The 7,158-nt window shown below is 50.7% G+C and carries 9 protein-coding genes and 1 pseudogene; all 10 read right to left on the minus strand.

The window, feature by feature from the left end:
* Positions 1-204: 204 nt before the first annotated feature.
* On the minus strand, positions 205-1,056 hold the full coding sequence (hslO, locus tag ABYP33_RS16475) for an Hsp33 family molecular chaperone HslO (protein ID WP_373092242.1): 852 nt from the start codon (positions 1,054-1,056) through the stop codon (positions 205-207).
* Between the two features lie 86 nt (positions 1,057-1,142).
* On the minus strand, positions 1,143-1,544 hold the full coding sequence (locus tag ABYP33_RS16480; RefSeq protein ID WP_373092243.1) for an RNA-binding S4 domain-containing protein: 402 nt from the start codon (positions 1,542-1,544) through the stop codon (positions 1,143-1,145).
* Complete coding sequence (gene yrfG / locus ABYP33_RS16485) at positions 1,537-2,214, minus strand: GMP/IMP nucleotidase (protein ID WP_373092244.1); 678 nt, start codon at positions 2,212-2,214, stop codon at positions 1,537-1,539. Before yrfG ends, ABYP33_RS16480 begins: the two co-directional genes overlap by 8 nt.
* 27 nt (positions 2,215-2,241) lie before the next feature.
* Positions 2,242-2,418 carry a hypothetical protein gene (locus tag ABYP33_RS16490; protein ID WP_373092245.1) on the minus strand — a complete coding sequence of 59 codons (177 nt, stop codon included), beginning with the start codon at positions 2,416-2,418 and terminating at the stop codon, positions 2,242-2,244.
* 196 nt (positions 2,419-2,614) lie between these two features.
* A complete protein-coding gene (locus tag ABYP33_RS16495) occupies positions 2,615-2,791 on the minus strand; it encodes a hypothetical protein (protein WP_373092246.1) in 177 nt (58 codons plus the stop codon).
* Between the two features lie 459 nt (positions 2,792-3,250).
* Complete coding sequence (locus tag ABYP33_RS16500) at positions 3,251-3,424, minus strand: hypothetical protein (RefSeq protein ID WP_373092247.1); 174 nt, start codon at positions 3,422-3,424, stop codon at positions 3,251-3,253.
* A gap of 176 nt (positions 3,425-3,600) precedes the next feature.
* Positions 3,601-4,179 (minus strand): TetR/AcrR family transcriptional regulator, encoded by a 579-nt coding sequence (locus ABYP33_RS16505; RefSeq protein WP_373092248.1) that lies wholly within the window; start codon positions 4,177-4,179, stop codon positions 3,601-3,603.
* A gap of 357 nt (positions 4,180-4,536) precedes the next feature.
* Entirely contained in the window at positions 4,537-5,778 is a 1,242-nt protein-coding gene (locus ABYP33_RS16510; protein WP_373092249.1) for a class I SAM-dependent methyltransferase, read from the minus strand.
* Positions 5,779-5,805: 27 nt separating this feature from the next.
* Positions 5,806-6,588: a DUF1365 domain-containing protein gene (locus tag ABYP33_RS16515; RefSeq protein WP_373092250.1), complete on the minus strand. Its 783-nt coding sequence runs from the start codon at positions 6,586-6,588 to the stop codon at positions 5,806-5,808.
* Positions 6,585-7,158, minus strand: a pseudogene (locus tag ABYP33_RS16520) (NAD/FAD-binding protein); the annotation flags it as partial. The gene ABYP33_RS16515 and the pseudogene ABYP33_RS16520, both read right to left, overlap by 4 nt.

The raw sequence follows: 7,158 nt of genomic DNA on the forward strand, positions 1-7,158 counted from the left end.
AATCGTCGTTTCAGCACTCATTCTCTGTTTTCCTGTCGCGTAATCCTGAGAGCAGCCTTGGGTGTTGCGGTGGGGTTGGCACGAAAGAGAACCCCCAAAGTGGCTGGTAATTTGGGGCGCCATTATTACAAAAAACCTATGTCAGCGCTAATCTTTGGGGAGAGAAAACGCTGTTTGGGGAAAATGCCCAATATTAGTGCTTTTTCAGTGACGGGTGAGGTCGCTGCCTTGCTCAAATAAACCGGCAATATCGCCTGCATTAAACTGGTAGAGACGGTTGCAAAACTCGCAATTGGTTTCGATTTGACCCTGCTCCGCAAGGATATCGTCAAGTTCGTCGCGGCCTAGAGAGACAAGTGCTTGAACGACTCGCTCGCGGCTGCAGCGGCAGCGAGCAACCAGTGGTTTGTGGTCGAATAGGCGAACGGCGTCTTGGTGGTAGAGCCGATAGAGTAGTGTTGCAACGTCCAAACTCAGCAATTCTTCGTTTTTGATGGTATGGGTGATAGTACTCAGGTGCTCCCAGCGATCTAAATCGGGTTTGGCACTAGGCAATTGTTGCAGCAACATGCCGCTGGCGTGCTCGCCGTCGGCACATAGCCAAACACGTGTGGCCAACTGTTCGCTGCGTTGGAAATAGGCTTCAAGGCAGCGGGCGAGGCTGTCGCCATCGAGACTTACAATACCTTGGTAGGGCTTGCCGTCTTCTGGGGCAATTGTCATGGCCAGTTGGCCATTGCCAATGAGGGCTTTGAAGTCGTGGCTAATGGCTTCATTGGCGTCGCGTGCAATGGCGCGTAGCTCTTGTTTGGAATTGGCTTCAGCCATGATTAAGGGAACTTGGCCGTCACCGCGCACCTGCAGTATGAGAGCGCCTTCAAATTTAATGGTGGCGCTGAGCAGACTGGCGGCGGCGAGGAATTCACCGAGTAAATTGGCAACGCCGGGCGGGTAGTGATGGATGCTGAGGATGTCCTGGTAGCTTTTTTCTAAGCGAACATGCTCGCCACGAACGTCGCTATTGTCAAAAATGAAGCGGCTAATGGTATCGCTCATGGCAAATCGGGTGTCCGTAGTAAAAGAAGCTGACGATTATAGCGCTTACCGGGGGAGAGGTCTTGGCTGATTGTGGCGACGGCCTCTTACTCGTCATTTAGATTCTTAAAACGATGAATTTGGCGGCGCTGCTTTTTGTTGGGGCGCTCGGGGTGCAGGGCGCCCGCCGCGGCACCAAGCATTTTGCGGTCGGCGGCGAGTTGCTCGCGAGTGCGAATGCTGTCTGCGGTTTCGCAGTACAGCAGTGCGGCTTCCGGCGCACCTCGGCGCTGGTCAGAGAGCGCGACAACATCCACAATTTTCTTGTCCCAGCCGGTGCGAATGGAGAGTATTGCGCCAACGTGCACTTCTTTACTTACTTTACAGCGTTCGCCGTTGTAGTGAACTTTGCCGCTTTCAACGGCTTGCTTGGCGAGGCTGCGGGTTTTATAAAATCGCGCGGCCCACAGCCATTTGTCTAGGCGAATGCCGCTGGGCGCTTCAGCCACGATACGTCCCCCGTTTGGGAATGGGTAGAACTTCATTAAAGTGCTGAATAGCTGGATAGGTCAATTGCTCGCGGATCGCCTGTTTGCTGTCCGGTTGGCGCAGCGTGAGCAGGTGGCAGATGCCGAATTTGGCTGCGGCATCGAGCACACTGGCGGTGTCGTCTACCAGTAAGGTGCGGGCCGGATCAAAATCCCAGTGTTGGCGTAGGCGGTGCCAGAATTCTGGGTCCTCCTTGGGCTTGGCCAGCTCGTGGGAGGTAATCATCTTGTGCATCCAGCGTGCGAGGTCGGTGTGTTCAAGCTTTAAATTTAAACTGTCGCGATGGGCATTGGTGACCAGCCATGTTTCGCAGTGGCTACTGTCTAAGGCGGTCAAAAAGTCAGCGGTACTGGGGTGGGGGGCAATCAAATGAGCAATTTCGCGCTTTAGGGCGACAATATCGACATTGAGCTGGCTAGACCAATAATCTAGGCAATACCAATTCAGCGAGCCGCGTTCGGCCATGATGCGCTGTATTAAATCGTATGCAACTTGTTCTGGCTCTCCGCCGTGTATTTCAGCGTAGCGCTTGGGGAGGTGTTGCGACCAGAAAAAATTATCGTAGTGTAGGTCTAATAATGTGCCGTCCATGTCGAGGAGAACGGTGTCAATCTCTTGCCAATTTATCATAGTTTGCCGGGGTCTGAAGCACCGGCCTTAATTTACAGCCCGCGCTTTATTGAGTCTACTGCTGACTGCATCACGCATTTCGATGACTTCGGCGTAATTTACGTTTAGCCACCACTCAGCGCGACTGTTGCCGTAGGCACTGATGGTGCTAGCACCTTGGCGCGATTCTGGGTAAAACGTGTTGTCAGATTTGGTCTGGGCCATGGTCGTTCCTCGTCACTTGCTCGTTGATGCGTTCATTGAGTAAACAAGGTACTGCGAGGCCTAACTTGGGAGTATAGGGAAAAGTCCGTAGCGAGTGAACCTAGGTGTTGAAACTGTGAACTGGTTACGGTTTGTGGGGCAGATTGAGCAAGGCAGCGGGATTTGACAATGGGGTGGCTCGTGATGACAAGCCTTATTAGCGGGCCTTGCTATTCTTGCTATTTAGGGCAACCGCTGCGTGATGTACTTCCAATACTTCGGCGTAGTTGATATTTAACCACCACTCACTCTGCTTAATACCATTGTTATTAAGCGACTGTTGGGCGCAGAAATTATCGCCAAAAATACCTTTATCTGCTTGCTGTGTGCTCATTGTCTGCTCCGTAGCCAGTGTCGTGATGGTGTTACTTTACCGTTGGGAGCATATGCGAGGTATACGGAATAGCCACTACACAAAATGGTAGATATGCGTTATTGGGTGGTGCTTGTGTTTGCGGCTATAGGCGTTGGCGTGCGGCTTTGGTGCCAATGGCGGCAGCCGTATTGATGGCTTCAGGTAGCCAACGTCTAGCCACCAGTCATCGCGATGACTGTCAAACCTGCATTTTGCTGTTGGTTGTTCGTCGATGTGCTGAAATGGGGTGTTGCTTTGTGGTTTATGGTCAGCGGTCGTCATAGCAATTGCGCGTGAAGTGGATGAACACCAAACTTGTTTAGGTATTCAAGTATAGAATCTTTTACGCGGTGTACCACTCAATAGATAAGTTAGACATCGTGTGGACTAATTAAAAGACTGAGTACTTATACATAGCCAGTATTTTATCGTGAGATTTTAGTTGCCGCGACGCTGCAATGCCGAAACCGCATGGTTGATTTCAATGGTTTCTGCGTAATTAACATTCAGCCACCACTCACTGCGCTTGGCACCATTTTGGTTTAGTGATGCTTGGCGCACCACGTTATCACCAAAGATAGAGTTGTCTGTTGTGCGAGTAGACGTAGTCATGTCCTTGCCCCGAAATATATTGTTTTGTTGTATGGAGCTACTTTATCTATATCCGGCTTAAGGGTGTATGCGGAATAGCCCTTACAAGGGTCAGGGGTTCTGGGCACTAAGAGGGACTTGTTGCAACGGGTTTAAGTTAGAACTAGGCGTGGCGGGCCTATTTGGCCCGCATGGTATTACAACATCAGGGCGAGCAAGCTGGCTTTAAATTGCTCTTTGGTGCTGGGAGATTGGCGGTAGGAAATAACTAAACGCCCGACTATTTTGATTAGGTCATCGAGTTTAACGCTGCGCTTATTGCGGGTGTTATAGGCATCTAAGGGGGCTTGTAATAGCTCGCGCCAATGCGCGTCAGACTCCTCGGTGTCAATGTGTGGCGAGGCCTCTGCCGCGTTTATGCCCGACACTAAATCTATTTTTCCAGCCTCAGGTGGCCGATAGGTTGCCGCGAACCAAATACACTCTACGAGCATGAGCGGAAAATTATTGTCATGCAGCGTAGCGATATCTTTTATCTTGTAAAACATCCGCTGCCGCTCAATGTCGATCAGCGCGGTGATAATATCGGACTTGCCATTAAAGTAGCGGTACACCGTTCGGCGGGTGACATTGGCTACTTTGGCGATATCTTCAATGGTGGTGGCCTTAATACCCTTCGTCATAAAACAGTCAACGGCGGACTTTAGCAAGATTTTTTTACCGGTATCGAGATCGTCGACCCGCGCTCCATTGCCCCAGCGTTTATTTGTTTTCATAGCAAGTTTGCTCTTCAGCGCCTTTTAAAGTGTCACTATCGTATCATGTTGTAATCTTGCGAATGTCGTCTAAGCCCAAGAAACAGCTAGTGGATTGTACGTATTGTTTGCTTAGATTTTGTGAGCCTTTAGGCGCTATTTGCGATTTTTAGTGAGTAATCGACGCCAGCAGTTAAGATGCGACGGAGTAAATGCTCGTGGTGTAATGGGTATTGGGTTGTTTGGCGCTGTGGTTATAGTGGGGAAAATGCGTCGCCTGCAATGTCAAACTGAGCTTGTGATGCCATACGCAAACATTAAGTGGCGGCGGAAAATACCGATCATCGACAATGCTCCTTGTATAATGCCTATTCTTTATTAGTTGAGTGGTTTTTCTAGTACAAACTGATAAACATCAATTGATTTTCCCCGAAAGCCACCCTCGCAATAACCTAGGTAGTAATTCCACATTCGCTTAAAGCGTTCATCAAAGCCCAGCGGGGCAATTTCTGCCCAATGTTGGTTAAAGTTTTTTGCCCACTCGTATAGCGTGCGCGCATAACCTAAGCCAAAGGCCTCTTCATCTTGGATGTGTAAGCCCGCTGTCTGGGCTTCAGCGCGGAAGCGCTCGGGGCTTGGCAGCATGCCGCCGGGGAAAATATAGGTCTGAATAAAATCGGGGTTGGCGTTGTAGTCGGCAAAGCGCGCTTCGTCAATGGTGATGATTTGAATCGCCGCGCGGCAACCGGGCTTGAGTCGTTGGTTTATGGTTTCGAAATACCTGGGCCAATACTTCTCGCCAACAGCTTCAAGCATTTCAATCGACACGATATGGTCGTACTGACCTTCGGTGTCTCGGTAATCGGTCAAGCTGAACTCAGCGCTACCGCGCAGTTTAATATTGCTCAAGCGCTGTTCAGCATATTCCAGCTGGCGTTTAGACAAGGTGATACCGTGGAGCGTCGCGGACTTTTGCTGGCACAGTTGCTCAGCAAACCCCCCCCAACCACAGCCAATTTCTAAAATATGGTCGCCGTTTTTAATGTCGAGTAAATCGATTAGGCGTTGGTATTTGGCGTGTTGGGCCGCGTTTAGACTTTGCTTTTCGTCGCGATAATACGCGGCAGAATACGTCATGCTCGGGTCTAGCCAGCGCTGATAGAAGTCATTGCCAAGATCGTAGTGATAGCTAATATTGCGGCGACTGCCGCGCCTGCTATTAGCATTGCGGCGGTGTCGCCACTTTTGGATGGCGCCTTTCACTTTGCCGCTGTCGAGCATGCCGTCAAAGAACGCTTCGTTAACGGCAATCCACTCAACCAAAATAGCCAGATCGGGGCTGTCCCAATCGCCGTCCATATAGGCTTCGCTCCACCCTACTGAGCCGCCGGTAAAGGCTTTGCGTACCGCCTTCCAATTGTGCAGAGTCACTACAGGGTTTAAGCGTTCGCAGGGGTGCTCGCCAAATTCAACGCAGCTGCCATTAGGCAGGTTTAGACTCAGTACGCCTCTGGCCGCCGTTGATAACGGCGCCAACACTTTGGCGAGCATTTGTTGTTGGCGTTTTGCCCACCAGGCGGAACCGAGGTTGGTTTCTAATGCAGCGTCAGCTGATTTCATAGTAGACCCTTTACGTATTCGGCAGATTTATTCATCAATACGTGAGATTGACGAATCTGGTTCAGCTGGCCGAGGGACTATTTTCAAACCCTGGCAAAATAACTTTAGTGCTTCCCAGTGAATACCGCCAAGTACTTTTAGGGTCATAAAGGGTAGGGTGCAGAAATTATGCAGTAATTCGCGGTCGTTAAATGCCCGGCGTCGGCCTTGGAAGGCCGCGTGGAGCAGGTCCTTTCCGCCTTCTTGGACGCGGATGCTAATGCCCAATTTATTATTTGGCTGGTGGAGCCGAAATTGATAGCGCATCGCCATATTGTTAAACGGCGATACGTAGAAGTTTTTGTCGCACTGTTGCTCAATAATGGGGTTCTCGCGGTCGGTCTTGGCTACGGGAAACAAATAACTGTGCCGCTGCTTAAAGGTATTGCTCACTTCATAGAGTACCGCAAATAACTGCTGCTGGTTATAGCAGTAGTAAATGCTCAGTGGGTTAAAGGTGTAGCCCAAAATACGAGGGTAGCAGAGCAGACTGACTCTGCTGGGGGTGTCTGTTATTCCCTGCTCTGCAAGGCAGCGCTCAATGTAGCGGCGGGGTGATTCACCGCTGCCACTGCCAATATCCTTGAAATGGAAGCTGAACAAATTAAAGCGGTTTAGTGAAAATAGGCGGCAGCGCTCTGCCGCAGCATCGAGCTCGTCGAGATCAAATAAAAAGCTGCTAATTCGGTAGGCAAAGCGATGGCTCACTGGCGCTAGACGTTGATGCCGTACCTCCCCCTGATAAATAGCGGTGCGTAAGCTAGCGCTCATGCGGCATTATCGATCACCGGCTTACTGCTCAGGTGAATGCGACCGCTGGCGTTGGGCACAATCCACGGTCTGATGGTACTGCCCAATTGCTCGGCCACCGCCAAGCCAGATTGGATGCCGTCTTCGTGAAAACCGTAGCCAAAATAACTGCCGCAATACCAGGTTCGCTGCTGCCCTTGTAGACGCCATAATTTGTGCTGAGCTTGGAGTGCGTCCTGGTTAAATACCGGATGCTGGTAACTGAATCGCCGGTAAACCCGGTCGCGCCGCGGTTCTGTTATCGGATTTAAGGTGAGCAGAACCGATTCTTGGCATGGCAGATGCTGCAGTAAATTCAGCCAATAACTCACCGACACCTTGTTGATGCTTTGGCTGGTGTCAGCAAGGTAGTTCCAGCTTGACCAAACCTGGTGGCGCTTGGGCATCAAATTTTCGTCACGGTGTAATACCGCTTCGTTTTCTTCATAGCTAAAGGCGCCGAGTAGGCTCCGTTCTGCGCTGCTGGGCTTATCAAGCATGGCCAGTGATTGGTTGGCGTGTCCAGCCATAACCACATGATCGAAGCGATGG

This window comes from Zhongshania sp., assembly GCF_041584495.1.
Classification (GTDB): Bacteria; Pseudomonadota; Gammaproteobacteria; order Pseudomonadales; family Spongiibacteraceae; genus Spongiibacter.